The sequence below is a fragment of the Streptomyces sp. NPDC001828 genome, assembly GCF_042892175.1.
GTDB lineage: Bacteria > Actinomycetota > Actinomycetes > Streptomycetales > Streptomycetaceae > Streptomyces.
This window is the reverse complement of the sequence record NZ_JBIATV010000009.1, coordinates 43,439-60,415: the sequence shown is the minus strand read 5'-3', so window position 1 is coordinate 60,415 and position 16,977 is coordinate 43,439. Positions and strand designations below refer to the sequence as shown.

Annotated in this window: 14 protein-coding genes; 4 read left to right on the top strand and 10 right to left on the bottom strand. The window is 71.0% G+C overall.

Going from position 1 to position 16,977, the window contains the following annotated elements:
- From ACFYZA_RS24305 to ACFYZA_RS24285, 5 genes are read right to left on the bottom strand one after another with little or no spacing between them, the layout of a single operon-like run.
- Positions 1–978, bottom strand: coding sequence for an ABC transporter substrate-binding protein (locus ACFYZA_RS24305; protein WP_388492755.1), 978 nt, complete (start codon positions 976–978; stop codon positions 1–3).
- 26 nt (positions 979–1,004) lie between these two features.
- Positions 1,005–1,769: an amino acid ABC transporter ATP-binding protein gene (locus ACFYZA_RS24300; protein ID WP_382596679.1), complete on the bottom strand. Its 765-nt coding sequence runs from the start codon at positions 1,767–1,769 to the stop codon at positions 1,005–1,007.
- On the bottom strand, positions 1,766–2,650 hold the full coding sequence (locus ACFYZA_RS24295; protein ID WP_382596681.1) for an amino acid ABC transporter permease: 885 nt from the start codon (positions 2,648–2,650) through the stop codon (positions 1,766–1,768). The genes ACFYZA_RS24300 and ACFYZA_RS24295 overlap by 4 nt, the downstream gene beginning before the upstream one ends.
- Before the next feature lie 40 nt (positions 2,651–2,690).
- Positions 2,691–4,463, bottom strand: a complete 1,773-nt coding sequence (locus tag ACFYZA_RS24290; protein ID WP_388492753.1) for an FAD/NAD(P)-binding protein — start codon at positions 4,461–4,463, stop codon at positions 2,691–2,693.
- Complete coding sequence (locus tag ACFYZA_RS24285; protein WP_382596685.1) at positions 4,460–5,314, bottom strand: amino acid ABC transporter permease; 855 nt, start codon at positions 5,312–5,314, stop codon at positions 4,460–4,462. Before ACFYZA_RS24285 ends, ACFYZA_RS24290 begins: the two co-directional genes overlap by 4 nt.
- Positions 5,315–5,806: 492 nt before the next feature.
- Here ACFYZA_RS24285 and ACFYZA_RS24280 point away from each other — a divergent pair, with 492 nt between their 5' ends.
- Positions 5,807–6,772, top strand: a complete 966-nt coding sequence (locus ACFYZA_RS24280) for an ABC transporter substrate-binding protein (RefSeq protein WP_388492751.1) — start codon at positions 5,807–5,809, stop codon at positions 6,770–6,772.
- Positions 6,773–7,220: 448 nt separating this feature from the next.
- Positions 7,221–7,658, top strand: a complete 438-nt coding sequence (locus tag ACFYZA_RS24275; protein WP_382596687.1) for a cell division protein SepF — start codon at positions 7,221–7,223, stop codon at positions 7,656–7,658.
- A gap of 77 nt (positions 7,659–7,735) precedes the next feature.
- Here the strand turns inward: ACFYZA_RS24275 and ACFYZA_RS24270 are convergent, their stop codons facing one another.
- On the bottom strand, positions 7,736–8,929 hold the full coding sequence (locus tag ACFYZA_RS24270) for an acyl-CoA dehydrogenase family protein (protein WP_382596689.1): 1,194 nt from the start codon (positions 8,927–8,929) through the stop codon (positions 7,736–7,738).
- A 73-nt stretch (positions 8,930–9,002) separates the two neighbouring features.
- Entirely contained in the window at positions 9,003–10,682 is a 1,680-nt protein-coding gene (locus ACFYZA_RS24265; RefSeq protein WP_382596691.1) for an MFS transporter, read from the bottom strand.
- A gap of 502 nt (positions 10,683–11,184) precedes the next feature.
- On the opposite strand from ACFYZA_RS24265, the gene ACFYZA_RS24260 reads away from it, so the two are divergent.
- Positions 11,185–12,186: a phosphatase PAP2 family protein gene (locus tag ACFYZA_RS24260; RefSeq protein WP_382596693.1), complete on the top strand. Its 1,002-nt coding sequence runs from the start codon at positions 11,185–11,187 to the stop codon at positions 12,184–12,186.
- 102 nt (positions 12,187–12,288) lie between these two features.
- Here ACFYZA_RS24260 and ACFYZA_RS24255 read toward each other — a convergent pair whose 3' ends face one another.
- Entirely contained in the window at positions 12,289–12,504 is a 216-nt protein-coding gene (locus ACFYZA_RS24255) for an I78 family peptidase inhibitor (protein ID WP_382596694.1), read from the bottom strand.
- Between the two features lie 448 nt (positions 12,505–12,952).
- On the opposite strand from ACFYZA_RS24255, the gene ctaD reads away from it, so the two are divergent.
- On the top strand, positions 12,953–14,659 hold the full coding sequence (ctaD, locus tag ACFYZA_RS24250) for a cytochrome c oxidase subunit I (protein WP_382596696.1): 1,707 nt from the start codon (positions 12,953–12,955) through the stop codon (positions 14,657–14,659).
- A 16-nt stretch (positions 14,660–14,675) separates the two neighbouring features.
- Here the strand turns inward: ctaD and ACFYZA_RS24245 are convergent, their stop codons facing one another.
- Positions 14,676–15,500, bottom strand: coding sequence for a hypothetical protein (locus ACFYZA_RS24245; RefSeq protein WP_382596698.1), 825 nt, complete (start codon positions 15,498–15,500; stop codon positions 14,676–14,678).
- The gene (locus ACFYZA_RS24240) at positions 15,497–16,777 is read right to left on the bottom strand and encodes a glycosyltransferase family 4 protein (RefSeq protein WP_388492747.1); all 1,281 of its coding nucleotides are present in this window, start codon (positions 16,775–16,777) and stop codon (positions 15,497–15,499) included. The genes ACFYZA_RS24245 and ACFYZA_RS24240 overlap by 4 nt, the downstream gene beginning before the upstream one ends.
- Between the last annotated feature and the right edge of the window lie 200 nt (positions 16,778–16,977).

Below are 16,977 nucleotides of genomic sequence, written 5' to 3'. Positions count from 1 at the left end.
TCAGGACGTGGGCTTGGGCAGGCCCGGCGGGTTGATCTCCGAGCGCGCGACGGCCTCCCCGGAGAGCCCCCAGCGCGCGAGCACCTTCGCGTAGGACCCGTCCTGGATGACGTGGTCGAGGGCCGCGGCATACGCCTCGACCAGGCCGCTGCCCTTCTTCGTCGTCGCGGCGATCTCCCCCTGGAGTCCCGCTCCGCCTCCGGAGTACGTCCCGGCGATCTCGGTCTGTCCGGCCGACGCCACGTGGTAGGCGGCCGACGGGTTGGGCCCGAGGTAGGCGTCGATGCGGCCGGACTGGAGGGCCAGGTAGTAGTCCGTGGCCGTCTGGTAGTACTTCACGTTCACCGGCCCCAGCCCGGCCTTGACGTCCTGAGCGCTCCAGTCGAGGAGGATCTTCTCCTGGTTGGTGCCCGAGGACACCGCGATCGTCTTCCCCGCCACGTCCCGCGGCCCGTTGACCTTCCAGCCGGCGCCCTTCTTCGTCTCGAAGGCGAGCTGGTCCTTGCGGTAGGTGGCGAAGTCGTACTTCTCCTTGCGCTCCTCGGTCACGGTGACGTTGGAGAACACCCCGTCGAACTTGCCGCTGTCGAGGCCGACGAAGAGGTTCTCCCAGGAGACCGGCTGGAACTTGGCCTGCACGCCGAGGGTGTCCGCGACCAGCGTGGCGATGTCCAGCTCGACGCCGATGGGCGTCTTGTCGTCGGTGGCGTAGAAGCTGAGCGGCGGCACCGAACCGGTCGCCACGCCCACGGTGAGGGTGCCGCGGCCGCGCACGGCCGCCGGGAGCTTGGCGGCGATCGCGTCGACCTTCTGCTCCCTGACGCGCTTCTGGTCCGGGCCGAGGTTGATGCCGGTGCCCTTGGCGCCCTTGGGGGCGACTTCGTCGGCGGTGGCGGTGTCCCCGGAGCCGCAGCCGGCGAGGAGCCCGGCGGTGGCGATCGTGGCGACGAGGGCGGCGAGGGTGCGGCGCGTGGACACGTACGTTCTCCTGAGGAAGAGGGACATCACAGCACCTTGGAAAGGAAGGCGCGGGTGCGCTCGTGGCGCGGGGCGTCGAGGACCTCGGCGGGCGGGCCCTGCTCGACGATCGCCCCGCCGTCCATGAAGACGACGGTGTCGGCGACCTCGCGGGCGAAGCCGATCTCGTGGGTGACGACGATCATCGTGGTGCCGGACGCGGCCAAGTCCTTGATGACGTCGAGGACTTCACCCACCAGCTCGGGGTCGAGGGCGGAGGTCGGCTCGTCGAAGAGCAGCAGCTTGGGTTCGAGGGCGAGCGCGCGGGCGATGGCGACGCGCTGCTGCTGTCCGCCGGAGAGCTGCTTGGGGTACGCCTCCGCCTTGTCGGACAGGCCCACCCGGGCGAGCAGCTTCTGTGCCGCGGCCACCGCGTCCTTGCGCGGCCGCTTGAGGGCGGCCACCGGTGCCTCGACGACGTTGTCGAGGACGGTGAGGTGCGGGAAGAGGTTGAAGTTCTGGAAGACGAAGCCGATCTGGGTGCGCTGCTTCAGCACCTCGCGCTCGCGCAGCTCGTACAGCTTGTCACCGGAGCGGCGGTAGCCGACGAGCGTGCCGTCGACGGTGATCCAGCCGCTGTCCACCTTCTCCAGGTGGTTGATGGTGCGCAGCAGCGTCGACTTGCCGGAGCCGGAGGGCCCGAGGACGACGGTGACCTCGCCGGCCCGCACGTCGAGGTCGACGCCCCGCAGGACTTCGAGGGAGCCGAAGCTCTTGTGCACGGACCGGACTTCGACCATGGCGGTGCTCATCGGGTGGCCCCCTTCGCGTAGTGGCGTTCGACGTAGTGCTGGAGGACGGAGAGCACGGTGGTGAGCAGCACGTACCAGACGGTGGCGACCATCAGGAGCGGCACGACCCTGCCGTTGCGGCCGTAGATGACCTGGACCTGGTAGAAGAGCTCGCCGATCGCCATGACGGAGACGATCGAGGTGCCCTTGAAGAGCGAGATGATCTCGTTGGCGGCGTTCGGCAGGATCGAGCGCATCGCCTGCGGCAGCACGATCCGCCGGATCTGGCGAAGGCGCGGGATGCCGAGGGCGGCCGCCGCCTCCAACTGGCCGCTGTCGACGGCCAGTACGCCGCCGCGCACGATCTCGGCCGCGTACGCCGCCTGGTGCAGGGCGAGCCCGAGGACGGCCGCGCTCATCGCGCCGACGAGCCCCACCGTGTCGAAGGTGAAGAAGCCCGGCCCGAAGGGCACGCCGAACGTCAACTCCTTGTACAGGTAGGCGAGGTTGAACCAGAACAGGAGCTGCACGATCAGCGGGATCGAGCGGAACGCCCAGATGTAGCCGAAGGCGACCGCCCGCAGGAACCGGCTGCCCGACAGGCGCATGAAGGCGAGGACGACGCCGATGGCGAAGCCGAGGGCCGTTCCGTAGAAGGTCAGCTGAAGGGTGATCCAGACGGCCTTGAGGATGGTCTCGGTGGTGAAGAAGCGGGCGAAGACGTCCCACTCCCAGGCCGGGTTGGTGAGCAGCCCGTGCCCGAACTGGGCGACGAGCACCGCGGTGACGGCGACCGCGACCCAGCGCCAGGGCCGGCGCACGGGCACCACGGTGAGCGAGGCGTAGTCGGGCCGCGGGGCGGGTGGGGCATCGGCGAGGGGTGGATCGCTGGTGAGAGACATGGGGGTCCTTCGGAAACGCGGGGCGGCGGGCGGACGGCGGTCAGGCGCTGACGGGACGACACGCGAGATCGCGCAGGAAGCGCAGCGCGGCGCGGGCCGTGGCGTCGTTCTGCCGGAACGCGGCGCCTCCGGTGCGTGGCCTGGTGAACGCCCCCGAGGCCCGGGCGACGGTGAAGGGGCCGAGCGCGAACCGGCGCGGATGGGGCTGTCCGTCGCGTCCGACGACACGCCCGTCGGCGGGGTCCACCTGGAGCAGGCCGGTGTCGGCGGCGGCCGCCCCCTCCTCGTACAGCGCGCGCAGCAGGGGGCTTCCCGGGCGTTCCGCGCTGGGTTCGGGGAGCCGGGCCTCGATGAGCGTCGCCGCCTCGATCCACTGCCCGGGCACGCTCGCGCTGCCCGCCCGGAAGACCCCGGCCCCCTCGTCGGCCTCGACGGTGACGCCCGCGCCGAGGAACCGTACGACGCCCGCGTCGGACAGGGCCAGCAGCTGCCGCAGCCGGGGCCCGGGCGGGCCGGAGGCGAGGAAGCTGAAGAAGCCGTGCCACCAGCCGCCGACGTCCCCGATCCGCTGCAGCTGCCCGTAGACCGAGAGCAGCCCGAGGAACACGGCCAAGTCCGGACTCCAGGACGGATCATGACGTCGTGTCAGATCGTTCTGGATGTACGTCCGCAGCCCGTCCTGGAGGCTCGCGTACGAGCCGAAGCGCAGCCCGTCGAGCGGGTGGTCGAGCGCTTCGAGGTCGAGGCGGTCGGCGGGGTCGGGTACGGAGGCCGCGACCAGCGCCTGGAGCTCGGGGCTGCCGGGGTCGGCCGCGGCGTACTTCTCCTCGAAGTCGGCCCAGTTGACGGCGGTGCGTTCGGGGTGGGCGGCGAAGAGGCGGTGGTAGTGGGCGAAGCCCAGCTCCTTGTCGATCAGGGGCCAGATGTCGCGGCGGAAGTCGGGCCGGTGAGGGCGGGCGAGCAGGGCGTCGACCTCGGCGGGGCCGAAGAAGCGGGGCAGCGGGGGCCGTTCGCCGGTCCAGGTGTAGCCGATCTTGGAGTGGTAGGGGACGCCCCGCCGGGAGCCGACGTACAGCACGGGCTCCCGGCCCGAGGGGCGGTAGGCGCCGTCCGCGTCGTAGCGGCCGCCGCGTCCTTCGGTGAGCAGGGCCATGAGGTCGACGAAGGCGAGCCCGAAGCCCCGCACGATGACCGTCTCGCCGGGCCGCACCGCCGACAGGTCGCTGTCGGCGGTGAAGGCGGGCGGCAGGTGCAGCAGGCCGTGGCGTGCCGCGAAGTCGGCCAACTCATGCTGTTCCGCGTCGAGTTCGGCGTCCAGGTGGCCGAGGGCCAGGACGACCAGGTCGGCGAGGAGCGGCTCGCCCCGGCCCTCCAGCCACACCTGCTGGCGCCCTGCGCGCGGCCCGCCGACCCGGGTGGCGCGGGTGCGGTGCTCGTGCACGGTGACGCTGGGCGGCAGCGCGGCCACGGCATCCTCGTACACCCAGCGCAGGTACGCGCCCTGGGCCCGCCGGCTGGGGAAGGTCCGGGCGTCCAGACCGGACCACTCGGCGAGGGTGGGACCGGGGCGGACCGGACCCTCCTGCTGGACGGTGTCGTCGGTGAACATGGTGACGTCCTCGGCCATGGAGTTCATCCACAGCAGCGGCGACTGGTCGGCCCGCCAGATCCGTCCGCCGCCGGCGGGATGCGGGTCCACCAGATGGACGTCCAGGGGCTCGTCCCCGTACAGCAGGGGCAGGTTGGCGGCGAGCCGCTCCAGGAACCCGGTCCCCCGCGGTCCCGCTCCGACCACGACGATCGAGGCGTTCACCGGGCGTCCGCCGAGCCGCGGGCGTAGTACCGCTCGACGTAGTACTGGGCCACCGAAAGGACCGAGGTCACCACGACGTACCAGAGGGTGGCGACGAGGAGGAGCGGGACCACCTGGTAGGTCCGGTGGTAGATCAACTGGGTCGAGTACAGAAGGTCGTTGACGGCGATGATGGAGACGATCGAGGTGCCCTTGAGGGTGCCGATCAGCATGTTCCCGGCGGGCGGCACGATGGAGCGCATGGCCTGCGGAAGCACGATGCGGCGCAGCCGGCGCGAGCGGCTCAGGCCGAGCGACTGCGCGGCCTCCAGCTGGCCGCGCGGGACCGAGAGGATGCCGCCGCGCACGACTTCGGCGGCGTAGGCGGCCTCGTGCAGGGTGAGTCCGACGACGGCGACGGTCACCGGGCCCATCAGGTCGACCGTGCGCACCCCGAGGATGTGCGGGTACAGCGCCCCGATGTTGAACCAGAAGAGCAGCTGCACCAGGATCGGCGTCGAGCGGAACAGCCAGACGTACCCCCAACTCACCGCCCGCAGAACGGGGTTGGCGGAGAGGCGCAGGACCGCGAGGAGCGTGCCGAGCGCGAAGCCGAGGGCCATGACGACGGCGGTGAGCCACACGGTGAGCCAGAGCCCGCGCAGGACGGCGGTGGTGGCGAAGTAGTCGGCGACCACGCCCCACTGGAAGGCCTCGTTGCGCACGACGGAGTTGAGCGCGAGACCGAGCAGCACCAGGACGGCAACTGCCGTGATGCGCTGTCCTGTTCGGCGTGCGGGGACTATGCGCGGGGTTTCGGGAGCGCCGTCGTCGGTCGCCGTGGACGGGCGTTTGGGGAGGGTGAGGGACATGCGAAGGCTCCGTGGATACAGGGATCGAACACGGGAAAGGCCTTCACGGACGCTTGGCGCGGGTGGTGCGGAACCGAGCCCCTCAGCACGGCTTCCGCTCCCGAGGCTATGCGGTGGGTGCTGGAGGTTGTCAAGCTTGTCCGCACTGTGAGCAGTACGTCTCAGCGCAGTTGACGCGGAAACGGATGCCTGTTCCACTTGGGCCATGCATCCGCAGCAGTGGCTGGTCACGCGCTCCCACATCGACTTCGGTCGAGTGTGGTCCTCTTCCTGTTGAGCTGACTCCCTGCGCGGTTTCCCCCGCGTCCCGCGCGCCCGGCGCGCCTCGCGTCCTTCGTGCGCCTTCGCGCCGTTCCCTTCGCGCCGTTCCCTTCGCGTCTTCACGTCTTCGCTCTCTCGCGCACCCCTCCCCTCGTCACACCCCGCGACGCTCTTGTCGCACCTCTCCCCCGGCACTTCCGCCTGCCCGAAAACCCTGGAGCACATCCCGCCATGAGCCGGTCCCGAAGCCTGAGCCGATCGCGCGGCCTCGCCGCGTTCGCCCTCATCACCGCCGCGGCCCTCGGCCTGACCGCCTGCGGGTCCGGGGAGGCGGGCGGGACGGACGCGGTGGGCGCCGGGCCGGCCGCCGGACAGCAGGGGAAGATCCCCACCGCCGATGTGGTGTCGGCCGTACGCAAGGACGACGCCGCGGCGGCGCTGCTGCCCGCGAACGTCCGCGCCGCCGGCACCCTCACCATCGCCACCAGCGTGGGCACCCCGCCCGGGGCGACCTATCTGGAGGACGGGAAGACGGTCGTCGGCCAGGACGTCGACTTCGCGGACGCGGTCGCCAAGGTGCTGGGCCTGAAGCTGAAGCGCGAGGTGGCGGCGTTCGAGGTGATCCTGCCCGCGCTCGACAGCGGCAAGTACGACCTGGGCACCGGCAACTTCGGCGTGACCGACGCCCGCCGCAAGACCATCGACTTCGTGACGTACATCAACGACGGCCAGGGCTTCGCCGTCCGCAAGGACAGCAAGCTGACCTCCGTGACCGACCTCGCCCAGCTCTGCGGACTGAACGTGGCCACGGGCGCGGGCACCACCTTCGAGGCGACGCTGGAGCAGAACAAGGCCAAGTGCGTGGACGCGGGCAAGAAGCCGTACGCGGTGCAGACCTACAGCGACCAGGGCGCCCTGTGGATCTCGCTCCAGCAGGGCCGCAGCGATGTCGTCATGTCGACGATCAACGGGCTGCGGTACGCGGTGGGCCGGCAGGAGGGGCTGAAGTTCCTCAACGAGTACCACCGCCTGGACGTGGGCTTCGCCTTCAAGAAGGGCACCCCGCTGGCCCCGGCCTTCCAGGCCGCGGTGAACCGGCTCAGGAAGGACGGCACGTACGACCGGATCCTGGCGAAGTGGGGCACCACGGGCTCGGGCATCGAGCAGTCCCAGATCTCCCCGCCCGAGCACAAGTAGCGTTTCGCGGCGGCAGCTTGGGGGGCACTCCCCGCCGCCCGCGCGCCCCGGCCGGGGCGGCTTCGGCGTTCCCCGTCCCGCCGCCGTCGTCCTGAGCCTCCGTCAGGACCGCGCCGATCAGGCCGTCCTGGCGGCCGGGGGCACCGAAGGCGCCCCGCTCACGCCTCGTTCTTCAGTACGGCAGGCACCGTATCGAGCCATCCGTTCACCCGTACGACCCCTGTGTCACTCATGTGGAGGGACATACATAATTTTGTTACTCCGGGCTTCACGTACCGGGCGTATCCCAGAAGATTCCTGACGAATCGCCACATGATCTGTGCCAGTACCGTCACGAATCACCTGCGCGGCGACTATCCACTTGGCGCGGTATCCGCATCATGGACGACCATAGGGATAGGGAACTGAAGAAGCAGCAAGAAGCTGACCGCAGTGAGAGGAGGCGTCCATGGGATCGGTGCGCAAGGCCAGTGCCTGGCTGGGGCTTGTCGAGGACAACGACGACCGCTACTACGACGACGAGTACACCGAGGGTGCCGCCGAGTCCGGCGAGGCCTGGGTGACCGACCCGCGGGTGCGGGTGGCCTCCGAGACGGCCGAGGAGCAGGGCCGCCGGATCGCCACCGTCACGCCGGACGGCTTCCGGGACGCGCGGGGCATCGGCGAACTCTTCCGCGAGGGCGTGCCGGTGATCGTGAACCTCACGGCCATGGACGCCGGGGACGCCAAGCGCGTGGTCGACTTCGCGGCCGGGCTCACCTTCGGTCTGCGCGGCTCCATCGAGCGCGTGGCGACGAGAGTCTTCCTGCTCACCCCCGCCGACACCCAGATCGTCAGCGGCGAGGCCGCGGGCCGCCAGACCGGCGGCTTCTTCAACCAGAGCTGAACCCCGGTGCGTTCCGGCCGGGGGCCCGGGGGCCTTGGCCCCCGGGGGAGACGGGTGACCGCCGGGCCCGGGCGTTCCTAGCGGAACGCGTCGAGTCCGGTGAGCGCCTTGCCGAGCACGAGCTGGTGCATCTCCACGGTGCCCTCGTAGGTGAGCACCGATTCGAGGTTGGTGGCGTGCCGCATCACCGGATATTCGAGCGAGATGCCGTTCGCGCCGAGGATGGTGCGTGAGGTGCGGCAGATCTCGATCGCCTCGCGCACGTTGTTGAGCTTGCCGAAGCTGACCTGCTCCGGGCGCAGCCGCCCCGCGTCCATGCGGCGGCCCAGGTGGTGGGCGAGCAGGATCCCCTTGTGCAGTTCGAGCGCCATGTCGGCGAGCTTCGCCTGGGTGAGCTGGAAGCCGCCGATGGGCCTGCCGAACTGCTCGCGGGTCTTCGCGTAGCCGACCGCCGCCTCGAAGGAGGCCCGGGCCGCGCCCATCGCGCCCCAGACGATTCCGTACCGCGCGTGCGAGAGGCAGCTGAGCGGGCCCTTGAGCCCGGTGACCTCCGGGAGCACGGCGTCGGCGGGCAGCCGCACCTCGTCCAGGACCAGCTCGCTGGTGACGCTGGCCCGCAGCGACCACTTGTGTTTGATCTCGGGGGCCGAGAAGCCGGGCGTTCCGGTCGGCACGGCGAAGCCGCGGATGCCGTCGTCGGTCTGCGCCCAGACCACGGCGACGCCCGCCACCGAACCGTTGGTGATCCACATCTTGCGGCCGTTCAGGACCCAGTCGGTGCCGTCCTTCTTGGCGTACGTGCGCATGCCGGCCGGATCGGAGCCGTGGTCGGGCTCGGTGAGGCCGAAGCAGCCGATGATCTCGCCCGACGCCATGCCCGGCAGCCACCGCTGCTTCTGCTCCTCGGAGCCGAACCGCCAGATCGCGTACATCGCGAGGGAGCCCTGTACGGAGACGAGCGAGCGGATGCCGGAGTCCGCGGCCTCCAGCTCCAGGCAGGCCAGGCCGTACTGGACGGCACTGGCGCCGGCGCAGCCATAGCCCGTCAGGGACATGCCGAGCGCGCCGATCGAGCCGAGTTCACGGGCCAGTTCGCGGATGCCGGGCAGTTCGCCGTTCTCGTACCACTCGGCGATGTGGGGCAGGACCCGGTCGGCGGCCCACGAGCGCACGGTGTCGCGGACCGCGAGGTCCTCGGGGCTCAGCAGGTCGTCGATGCCGAGCGGGTCGGCCGGGTCGAAGGGGGGCAGCTTGGAGGAAGGAGCGGACATGGGGGCGCCTCCGCGGCTCTCGCTCAACTAAAACTAGCAGTGTTAGTTATTACCTGAGCGCTGACGTTACGGGTCAGTGTCCCGTGCGTCCAGACTCCACGGCCGCCACATCGCCGGGCCGGGCCGGGGCGGGCACCTTCACGTCGCGCTGCCGCGCCGGGCGCGCCCGCTCCTCGTGGCCGGGCTCCGGCTCGGCGTCCCGGTCCTGTCCGGCCACCGAGCAGTCCATGATCCGCGGCAGCCGCAGGCCGGCCACCGCGCCGAGGAGCAGCAGCGCGGCGCTGACGAACAGCGTGACGTGCACGCCGTGCACGAAGGAGGTCCGGGCCGCGGCGCGCAGCGCCTGACCGGCCGAGCCGCCGAGGCGGGCGGCGACGTCGTAGGCCTCGCCGAGCGAATTGGCCGCGGCGGCGGAGGACGCGGCGGGAACCCCACGCACGGAGGCGAGCCCGGGCGCGTAGGCCGCGTTCATGACGCTGCCGAGCAGCGCGATGCCCATGCCGGCGCCGAGTTGGTAGGAGGTCTCGCCGATGGCGGCCGCGCCGCCGGCCCGCTCGGGCGGGGCCTCGCTGAGCATCGACTCGTACGCGGCGAAGAGGGTGGTCTGGAGGCCGAAGCCGAGCATGACGAACGAGACGATCATCAGGGCCGGCCAGTCGGTCTGGCCCATCAGGACGAGCAGCAGCACGGCGCCCGCCGTCAGCACGAAGCCGGTACAGACCATGCGGCGCGGGCCGAGCCACCGCAGGGTGTACGACCCGGTCGCGCCGGCCGCCATCGCGGCGAAGGTGAGCGGCAGCATGCGCAGACCGGTCTGGAGCGGGGAGAGCCCGAGGACGAGCTGGAGGTACTGGACCGCTATGAGTTCCAGGCCGACGAGCGCCAGCATGGCGACGATGATGCAGCCGACCGAGGTGGTGAAGGCGGGCCGGGAGAACATGCCGATGTCGATCAGGGGATGCTCGCGGCGGCGCTGCCTGCGGACGAACAGGACGAGCAGGGCGGCGCCGACGCAGAGGGCGGCGAGGGTGCGGCCGTCGAGGACGCCGGTTCCGGTGCCGAGCCGCTTCACTCCGAAGACCACCGCGAGGATGCCGCCGGCCGCCATCAGCGCGCCGAGCACGTCCCAGGGTCCGTCGGAGCTGCCCTTGGACTCGGGCAGGATCCAGCGGCCCAGCGGCAATATCAGGGCCATCAGCGGGATGTTGATGAGGAAGACCGAACCCCACCAGAAGTGCTGGACCAGGAAGCCGCCGAGCACCGGCCCGGTGGCGGCGCCGATCGCGGCGACCGCCGTCCAGATGCCGATGGCGGTGGCCCGCTCGCGGCGGTCGGGGAAGACGACGCGCAGGATGGAGAGGGTGGCGGGCATGATCATCGCGCCGCCGATGCCGAGCAGCGCGCGGGCCGCGATGAGCACCGGCGCCGACTCGGCGAGCGCCGCGACCGCGGAGGCGGCGCCGAAGATCGCGTAGCCGAGCAGCAGCACCCGGCGCCGGCCCACCCGGTCGCCGAGGGTGCCGAAGAGGATGAGGAGGGCGGCGCAGACCAGCGGGTAGGCGTCGACGATCCACAGGAGTTCCACCGAGCCCGGCCGCAGGTCCTCGGTGACCGAGGGGATCGCGACGTGCAGGACGGTGGCGTCGAGCGCCACGAACAGCAGGCTCACGCACAGGACGACGAGGATGACCCAGCGGTTGGCGCCACCGGCATGGGCGCGCGGTTCCGCACCGGTCATGGTCGTCCCTGTCATGTACGTACCTCCCAGTACTGCGGACCGAGCGGGTCCGGGACGGTGCGGCCGGGGCGGACCGCGCCGTCACCACTCTCGCGGTCGGCGGGCCGGGCGGACCAGTGACCAGCCCTGATCGAGGTCCCCGAAGGCCCGGCATCGACGGGCGAGTGGTTCGTCAGCGTACGCGAGTTCGCCCGCGTGGCGCGTGGTCCACCTCTCACCGTGCGGCCGGCCCCGGTGTGGTGTGCGCCACGCCCGCCCGCTCCATGGAGTGATCTTTACGCTCCGTACCGGACCGGTGACCGAAGCATGAATTCCGCTCACCCGTCCGGCAAACGGAATTCCGCCGGATAGAAACAGTCCTTCCGGAGGCGAGTCGAATGAATAGAGGACAAGGACCCGGGGTATTCGGAGGGGCTCGGGAATAAAGGCGGGCGTGAGACATACTCCACATCACATCGTCATCACAAAGACCCCGGATCGGCCTGGGCCGTCACTCACTCGCTGTAACGTCGATTGAGTGCGTACTGACCGAATCTTCGCCCGCCTGGACCGGGAGCCCGAGCCACCGAAGATAGAGATCCCGCGGATGAGCCGTCACCGCGTGGTCCTCTTCGGGGCGACGATGGCGTTCTACCTCGCCATCGTCGTCGCCGTGCTGGGCTCCTCCTGGCTCGTCGAGCTGGACTGGAAGGTCATGCTGTACCGGCCGTACGAGCAGTGGCCGCAGCTGCACGCCTTCCTGGACTACTTCGTGGTCCTCGGCCAGCGCGGTCCCACCGCGGTGATGGTGATGGCCTGGCTGGGCTGGCGCTCCTGGCGTCAGCACACACTGCGGCCGCTCCTGACCCTCGGGGCGGCCCTTCTGCTGCTCAACATGACGGTCGGTTCGGTCAAGCTCGGCCTCGGACGGCTCGGGCCGCACTACGCCACGCAGATAGGGTCCGCCGAGCTCTTCGCCGGCGGCGACATATTTCCCTCGGGCCACACCGCCAACGCGGTCGTGACCTGGGGCATCCTCGCCTACCTCGCCACCACCCCCCGCGCGAGACGCTGGCTGTCGGTCATTTCGGCCATGGTCGCCCTGGGAGTCGGGGCGACCACCGTGTACCTGGGCACCCACTGGGTGAGCGATGTCCTCCTCGGCTGGGCGGCCGGGCTGCTGATCCTGCTGGCCCTGCCCTGGTTCGAGCCGCTGATCGCCCGCGCCGAGGCCTTCGTCTTCGCGGTGCGTGCCAAGGTGCGCGAGCGCCGGCGGCCCCGCGCGGCCGCCGCCCCGGCCCCGGTGCCCGCCCCCGCGGCGCCCGCGATGGTCCCCCAGCGCGGGCACGACGAGGACGACGTCCCGGTGCGCGAGCCGGTGGGCGCGGCGAGCGGACGCGGCTCCGGCCGGCCGCTCCCGGCCCGGCCCTACCAGCCGGCCCGTTCGGAGCGGCCCCCGGCCGTCCCCGCCGGCACCCGGCGCTCCCCGCACACCGAGCGCGCGCCGCGCACCGCCCCGGCCCGCCCCCTGGGCGGCTGACGGCACCGGCGACGCGCACGGTACGCACGCGGCACGAAGGCCCCCGGCATCAGCCGGGGGCCTTCGTCGTGTCCGCCGGCGAAGGCGGGGCGGGCAGGGGTCTCAGCCGTGCCAGCAGCGCCGCACGCTGCCGTTCTCGACCTCGAAGTTCAGCCGGCCCGCCAGGTACTCCATGGTGATGATCGAGCCCGGCGCGAGCGACCTGACGGTGGACCAGCCGCGCGACCTGGCCAGCCGCTCGGCCTCCTGCGCGTCGAGGCCGACATAGGTCTCGGGGGCGTCGTCGGGGTGGGCGGAGTGGGACGGTATGGGTGCCATGCACCCCACCGTAGGCGGGGCGCGGCGCGGACGGAAGCGGGGGGCCCGGCGGCCCGGCGGACCCGCTGGTTGTCCGCCCCCGGTACCCCACCAGTCACACTTCTGTCACAGGATCGGGGCTCGACTTCGCCTCGAACTCCGTCACTCGTACGGGCAGTTCCTGACCCCTTGCCCAGTTATCGCACATCACGGTTTCGGCCACTCGAACGCATTTTTCGAAATGCTGCAATTCCCTCGCGCGGCATCCGGTCAATTCCCACTCGACGGGCCACAGGACGGAATTGACAGAGCGTAGGCAATTCACCGCACCCTTACACGATCCCTACTTTCGCCCCCGTGACCCGCACCGATCGATGGCGCGGCCGGATGACGCACGCCCTCTGTTGCGGCGGCCCGGAGCGCGAGCATCATGTCCCCTGGCCTGACGCCAGACACCTCTGGGGGTGCGATGGGTACGGAGACGGTGACCCCGGCGGCGGAGCCCGCACGGGCCGGCCGGCCGGGCGCGGTGATCGTCGACTGGCTGACCACCACGGACCACAAGAAGATCGGGCACCTCTACCTGATCACGTCGTTCGTCTTCTTCCTGATCGCCGGTGTGATGGCGCTCCTGATGCGGGCCGAACTGGCCCGGCCGGGGCTGCAGCTCATGACCAACGAGGAGTACAACCAGCTCTTCACGATGCACGGCACGATCATGCTGCTGCTCTTCGCGACGCCGACCTTCGCCGGGTTCGCCAACGCGATCATGCCGTTGCAGATCGGCTCCCCCGATGTGGCGTTCCCGCGCCTGAACATGCTCGCGTACTGGCTGTTCCTGTTCGGCGGGCTCATCGTGCTCGGCTCGGTGCTGCTGCCCACGGGGCCCGCGAGCTTCGGCTGGTTCGCCTACGCGCCGCTCAACTCGCTGACCCGCTCCCCCGGCGCCGGCGCCGACCTCTGGATCATGGGCCTCGCGCTCTCCGGCTTCGGCACCATCCTCGGCGCGGTCAACTTCCTGACGACCATCATCGGCATGCGCGCGCCCGGCATGACGATGTTCCGGATGCCGGTCTTCACCTGGAACGTCCTGTTCACCTCGATCCTGGTGCTCATCGCGTTCCCGGTGCTCGCGGCGGCGCTGCTCGTCCTGGAGGCGGACCGCAGGTTCGGCTCGGTGGTCTTCGAGGCGCAGTACGGAGGAGCGCTGCTGTGGCAGCACCTCTTCTGGTTCTTCGGCCATCCCGAGGTCTACATCATCGCGTTGCCGTTCTTCGGCATCATCACGGAGATCATCCCGGTCTTCTCGCGCAAGCCGATCTTCGGCTACACGGCCCTGATCGGCGCGACGGCGGCCATCACCGGGCTCTCCGTCGTGGTGTGGGCGCACCACATGTTCGCGACCGGGGCGGTGTTGCTGCCGTTCTTCTCGTTCATGTCGTTCCTGATCGCGGTGCCCACCGGCGTGAAGTTCTTCAACTGGACCGGCACGATGCTGAGGGGCTCACTGAGCTTCGAGACCCCGATGCTGTGGGCGGTCGGCTTCCTGGTGAGCTTCCTGTTCGGCGGCCTCACCGGCGTGATCCTGGCCTCGCCCCCGCTGGACTTCCACGTCACGGACTCGTACTTCGTGGTGGCCCACTTCCACTACGTGGTGTTCGGCACGGTGGTCTTCGCGACCTTCGGCGGCTTCTACTTCTGGTGGCCGAAACTGACCGGCAGGATGCTCGACGAGCGGCTCGGCAAGATGCACTTCTGGACGCTCTTCATCGGCTTCCACACCACCTTCCTGGTCCAGCACTGGCTGGGCGCGGAGGGCATGCCGCGGCGGTACGCGGACTATCTGGCGGCGGACGGCTTCACGGCGCTCAACACGCTCTCGTCGATCGGCGCGTTCCTGCTCGGCCTGTCCACGCTGCCCTTCTTCTACAACGTCTGGAAGACGGCGAGGTACGGCGAGAAGGTGGAGGTCGACGACCCGTGGGGGTTCGGCCGCTCGCTGGAGTGGGCGACCTCGTGCCCGCCGCCCCGGCACAACTTCGTGACCCTCCCGCGCATCCGCACCGAGTCCCCGGCGTTCGATCTGCACCACCCCGAGTTCGCGCCGTTCCGCGACGACCTGGAGCCGGCGGCCGAGCAGGTGGCCGTGCCGGGACCGGAGGAGCCAGGGGCCTGAGCGACGGCGGGTCCGCTCAGCTCCGCACCGCGTCGACCCGCACGCTCAGGTCGTTGGCGCCGGTGTAGTACGGGCGGACCACGGCGGCCCCCGCCTTCGAGCCCGGGTAGACGAAGATCGCCTGCTTCAGCGGTACGTCGTCGAGGATGCGGGCGAGGCGGACGGCGGGGCCGTCGGCGCCGGTCAGGAGCCACAGGTCCCAGAGCCATTCCTTGGCGTCCAGCCCTTCGGCGAGCGGCGCGTACGGCAGCGTGAAGGTGAAGCCGTCGCCCTCCGCGCTCGCCGCGACCCGGTGGACGCGGCCGCCGCCCCGCAGCCGTGCCTCGACGGCCGCGCCGGGGCCGAGCTCCGTTCCGTACAGGCGGCCCTGGACGGTGACCGCGGCCCCGTCGAAGCCGATCGTGCCGGTCTCGGCGTGCGGCCTGCGCAGCCAGCTGCGGACCACGAGCTCGCCGGAGCGGCCCGGGTAGGGGATGCGCACCGCGATCCGTTCCGCGTCCGCCCCCGGCTCCCGGTCGACCAGCGCGCGCAGGTCCCGGACGCCCGGCTCGAGGCGCCGCTCGGCACCCTCTCCGAAGCGCAGCCACGTGTCCCACACGCCCTCGGCGACGTCGACCGTGCTGGGCAGCACGGCCCGCAGCAGTCCCTCGGCGGCCGGGGTGAGCGGAAGCAGTACATCGGCGCCGGGGTTCGGGCCGCGCCGGCGCAGGACGAGCGTGGCGTCGGTGTCCGCGGTCGCGATGACGTCGAAGGTCACCCCGCCCGCGGAGTCGGCTATGCAGTCGACGCGGGGCGCGGCGGAGGCGCTTCCGGTGCCGGGTGACTCGGCGGTGGTGGTCATGCGGTCTGCCCTTTCCGGAGCGCGGAGGCGGCCTTGTGGCGCAGGGCGTAGGCCCCGTCGAGGGCCGTGCTGCGGGCGCGGTGGAGGCCGTCGCGCAGCGCCCCGGCGGAGCGGCTGCCGCCGCCGCGGGCATGCAGTTCGCCGAAGATCGCCTCGTGCCGTTCGGCGATCCGGGCCGGGTCGAAGCGCTGGGAACTGTCCAGGGCCGCCTTCGCCATGCGGTGGCGCAGCGCGTCGTCCTGGATCAGTTCGAGCAGGCCCGCGGCCACCGCGTCGACGTTGCCGGTCTCGACGAGCCGGCCGTCCACTCCGTCGTCGATGATCTCGCGTGGTCCCTGGGGGCAGTCGGTCGAGACGACCGGGAGGCCGCAGCGCATGGCCTCGACGATGGTCATGCCGAAGGACTCGTGGCTCGAGGTGACGGCCGCGAGGGATCCCTTGATCCACTCGCCGTCGAGGTCGCCTGCCACGCCCATGAGGAACACATGGTTGTAGAGGCCGAGATCGTCGATGAGGTTGCGCAGGGCGTCGCGTTCGTTGCCGAAGGCGTCCCCGGAGCCGTGGATCCGCAGCCGCCAGTCCGGCCGCACGGCGACCACCTGCGCGAAGGCCCGTACCAGGAGGTCGTACCGCTTGACGGGGGTGAGCCGCCCGGCCGCCACCACCAGCCTGCTGTCGCCGGACGCGGGCTCCACCAGGGGGGCGGGCACCGAGTTGGGCACCGCGTCGACGCGGACCCCGCTCAGGCGCAGCGCGCGGTAGGCCTCGGCGTCGGCCCGGGTGACCGTGGTGATCGCGTCGAGCAGCGGATAGGAGTGGGTTATCTCGCTGCGCAGCCGGTAGCTGTGCCCGGCCAGGGTCAGGTGTTCCTGGCCGACCCGGACCACGCCGGGGCGGGTCTCGCGCGCGATGTGGACGTTGAGGCCGGGCCGGGTGCCGATGACGACGTCGGCCTCGGTCGCCGCGAGGTGGGCGCCGATCCGGGCGTCGGTGAGGCGGCTGTACTGGCTGTGGCGGCCGTCGCCGCGCGGGAAGACCTTGGCGGGCCGCCGGTGCTCGGGGTGCTCGCCCTCGTAGCCGGGGCCGTTCTCGCGGAGGTCGACGAGGTGCCTCAGGCGGACGCCCTCGGGGGCGGGCAGGGTGGGCTCGTCGTGGTGGCGGAAGACGGAGACGATCTCGACGTCGTGCCGCCGGGCGAGCTCACCGGCGAGGTTGAAGGTCGACCGTATGGTGCCGCCCAGGCTGTACGCGTTGTGCAGCAGAAACGAGAGGTGCATGGGCCAGACGTCCCTTGGTCGTTCGATCGGTCAGTCGATCGTGGACTTGATCATTTGACCGTCCGGGTGGGTCGGGACCGAAATCCTTCGGTCAGGTACGGACTGTACTTGGCCTGTCCGTCACCTGTACTCCAGGACCTGATCACCACTGGTCCACCCGGGAACGGGGGCGAGCGGGTTCCGTGGCGGAGCGAAGCCCC

What these genes read in the sequence shown, in the direction of transcription:
- ACFYZA_RS24300 (WP_382596679.1), bottom strand. Translation starts at nt 1,769, where the DNA reads ATGAGCACCGCCATGGTCGAAGTCCGGTCCGTGCACAAGAGCTTCGGC.
- ACFYZA_RS24295 (WP_382596681.1), bottom strand. Translation starts at nt 2,650, where the DNA reads ATGTCTCTCACCAGCGATCCACCCCTCGCCGATGCCCCACCCGCCCCG.
- ACFYZA_RS24285 (WP_382596685.1), bottom strand. Translation starts at nt 5,314, where the DNA reads ATGTCCCTCACCCTCCCCAAACGCCCGTCCACGGCGACCGACGACGGC.
- ACFYZA_RS24280 (WP_388492751.1), top strand. Translation starts at nt 5,807, where the DNA reads ATGAGCCGGTCCCGAAGCCTGAGCCGATCGCGCGGCCTCGCCGCGTTC.
- ACFYZA_RS24275 (WP_382596687.1), top strand. Translation starts at nt 7,221, where the DNA reads ATGGGATCGGTGCGCAAGGCCAGTGCCTGGCTGGGGCTTGTCGAGGAC.
- ACFYZA_RS24270 (WP_382596689.1), bottom strand. Translation starts at nt 8,929, where the DNA reads ATGTCCGCTCCTTCCTCCAAGCTGCCCCCCTTCGACCCGGCCGACCCG.
- ACFYZA_RS24265 (WP_382596691.1), bottom strand. Translation starts at nt 10,682, where the DNA reads ATGACAGGGACGACCATGACCGGTGCGGAACCGCGCGCCCATGCCGGT.
- ACFYZA_RS24255 (WP_382596694.1), bottom strand. Translation starts at nt 12,504, where the DNA reads ATGGCACCCATACCGTCCCACTCCGCCCACCCCGACGACGCCCCCGAG.
- ctaD (WP_382596696.1), top strand. Translation starts at nt 12,953, where the DNA reads ATGGGTACGGAGACGGTGACCCCGGCGGCGGAGCCCGCACGGGCCGGC.
- ACFYZA_RS24245 (WP_382596698.1), bottom strand. Translation starts at nt 15,500, where the DNA reads ATGACCACCACCGCCGAGTCACCCGGCACCGGAAGCGCCTCCGCCGCG.
- ACFYZA_RS24240 (WP_388492747.1), bottom strand. Translation starts at nt 16,777, where the DNA reads ATGCACCTCTCGTTTCTGCTGCACAACGCGTACAGCCTGGGCGGCACC.